Annotated in this window: 4 protein-coding genes; 2 read left to right on the top strand and 2 right to left on the bottom strand. The window is 43.9% G+C overall.

Annotation, left to right across the window (positions count from 1 at the left end):
- The first annotated feature begins 556 nt into the window (after positions 1-556).
- Together FJU30_RS26960 and FJU30_RS26670 are read left to right on the top strand one after the other, a co-directional pair.
- Complete coding sequence (locus FJU30_RS26960; RefSeq protein ID WP_223881728.1) at positions 557-985, top strand: hypothetical protein; 429 nt, start codon at positions 557-559, stop codon at positions 983-985.
- On the top strand, positions 982-1,317 hold the full coding sequence (locus FJU30_RS26670) for a hypothetical protein (protein ID WP_150437932.1): 336 nt from the start codon (positions 982-984) through the stop codon (positions 1,315-1,317). The genes FJU30_RS26960 and FJU30_RS26670 overlap by 4 nt, the downstream gene beginning before the upstream one ends.
- 64 nt (positions 1,318-1,381) lie before the next feature.
- Here FJU30_RS26670 and FJU30_RS26675 read toward each other — a convergent pair whose 3' ends face one another.
- Positions 1,382-1,606 (bottom strand): SymE family type I addiction module toxin, encoded by a 225-nt coding sequence (locus tag FJU30_RS26675; RefSeq protein WP_150437933.1) that lies wholly within the window; start codon positions 1,604-1,606, stop codon positions 1,382-1,384.
- 70 nt (positions 1,607-1,676) lie between these two features.
- Positions 1,677-1,838, bottom strand: coding sequence for a hypothetical protein (locus FJU30_RS27425; RefSeq protein WP_223881729.1), 162 nt, complete (start codon positions 1,836-1,838; stop codon positions 1,677-1,679).
- Between the last annotated feature and the right edge of the window lie 97 nt (positions 1,839-1,935).

Here is a 1,935-nt window from a genome sequence, read left to right on the forward strand (position 1 = left end):
TTCGGCCTGCTTGAGGATGGCGATGATCTGGCTGTCGGTAAAACGTGATTTTTTCATAAGAATCTCCTGCGTTTAGATTACGAGAAAATTCTACTTATGAATACTCTGCTTTTTTGGGGGGATTACCTATCTACTGCTATGACTACTTATTACTCTGTTGTACCCAAATCGTCACCTTGCCGGGCATCACGCTAGTCACTGCGGTTGCCCGGTAAGACCGCACTGCGTCAGTCAGTCTCTCGCCTAATACAGCTTGCCTTTATTTCATACCCAATCTGCTTTGATATTAGATAGTTAACGTTTTTCTATCAGTTTGTATTTATATTACTATCTGATTTACAATAACTTTGTGCAGATGAAATCATCAAGGTAAGGCGGTAGCGTGATTAATACTCATATGTACGACGCATTTTTGGCGGAGGTGTATCACCTGAGCCGGTAGTATGACTCGCTGGAGGGATGTTGCCTGTGCCCAGACCCGATAGGGGTGCTGGGTGGGGAAAATAACTACGCTTACGCGCCGAATCCGATTACGTGGATCGACCCGCTGGGGTTGATGGGGATACCATTTGGGTTTAAAGGTTTTGGGCAATTTAATCAATTTGGTCAGGCTCTTCAGGCTGGAATGAGTAAATTAGGATTCCCCGGAGCAGTGTCTTATATGCAAGGAAGTGCAGTTTCTGGAGTTAGTTTTTCAACTAAAGTACCATTTGACGTTGGCCGTGTTAGCGATTTCGATGTAGCCATATCACATTCAGAACTTTATAAGCGAGCCGAAGGATTAGGATTAGCTAAAGGGGGAAGAACAGAGCCCATTGATATGGGAAGTAAAGCGGCTCGTCAACTAGGAATAGATGACACACTACAAAAACTCTCCAGAATGTCTGGACGCCCAGTCAACGCCATGATTTTTGAATCCACTGATGCAGTCAAAGCGAAAAGTAAAGGGATAAGAATACCCGGTAAATGTGGTGGGCCAGTATGAGAAAGTTCTATTATTTGACTTATGGAAGTTTTGAATCAAAAGAGAGTGTAAAGCAACTTCTTGATTCTATTTGGGATATATCATGCGATGAACATGATAGTGATTATTTAGGGGTTTATTATTTTTACTCTGGAATTTTTGCAGATAAATTAACCATTAAGGATAATATTCATCATGAGAAAAAGGATAACTTCCCTACATTAATAGAGATCTCTTTTATTAACGGAAAAAATGCAGATAAGTTGAGTCGATATAAATTTATAAAAAATGTTTTCTCAGAGCTAAAGATAGCTTTTCTTATTAATGATGAACATATCAGCGAAGATATTTAATAAAAGCCGGAAGTGATCCCAACGATCCTTCCGGCTATTTTTTACCTGCTGTTGAGTTCAACGATCAGAGATTGATCTCCGTCTCAATCACTATCCTTCCCCGCTCCACCGTCACGGTAATCGGTATCCCGGTCATAAAGCCCGACTCCTCCAGCCAGCGGCCTTTGAGGTTAATCGCCGATGGTGGGTTAGGCCTGCCGTTTTGCGGGGCGTATCCCACCGTGTAGTAACGCGCTGTTTTAGTTGCTGTATTTACCATGTTGCGTGACGTAGAATCATGCGCAGCCATAGTCAACTCCTGGTTAGTTGCTTGTGGTGAGCGGCGGCAGTGGGGGGCAACCCATTACCGCCGCGCTGTTTTAACGTTGTCTCACACTCTTCTTCACTGCCTTCTCCACGTTGACTTTAGTCACAAAACTGTCAATCACCATAATCAACGCTCTTTGCTCTTCATCCGGCAGCGCATCCGCCTGTTGCCAGAGTTCGTGTAACCCCCTCTGGCAGGATAGTTGACACCCCATACTGAAAATCTCTATGGGGGCAACGGAGCCTGTTATGAAACGTTATTCACCGGAACGTAAAGCCGCAGTTTTGGCCAAATTACTGCCACCCTACAAC

The sequence above is a fragment of the Affinibrenneria salicis genome (assembly GCF_008710095.1).

Coding starts and splice junctions, on each gene's coding strand:
- FJU30_RS26670 (WP_150437932.1), top strand. CDS start 982: ATGAGAAAGTTCTATTATTTGACTTATGGAAGTTTTGAATCAAAAGAG.
- FJU30_RS27425 (WP_223881729.1), bottom strand. CDS start 1,838: ATGGGGTGTCAACTATCCTGCCAGAGGGGGTTACACGAACTCTGGCAA.
- FJU30_RS26960 (WP_223881728.1), top strand. CDS start 557: ATGGGGATACCATTTGGGTTTAAAGGTTTTGGGCAATTTAATCAATTT.
- FJU30_RS26675 (WP_150437933.1), bottom strand. CDS start 1,606: ATGGCTGCGCATGATTCTACGTCACGCAACATGGTAAATACAGCAACT.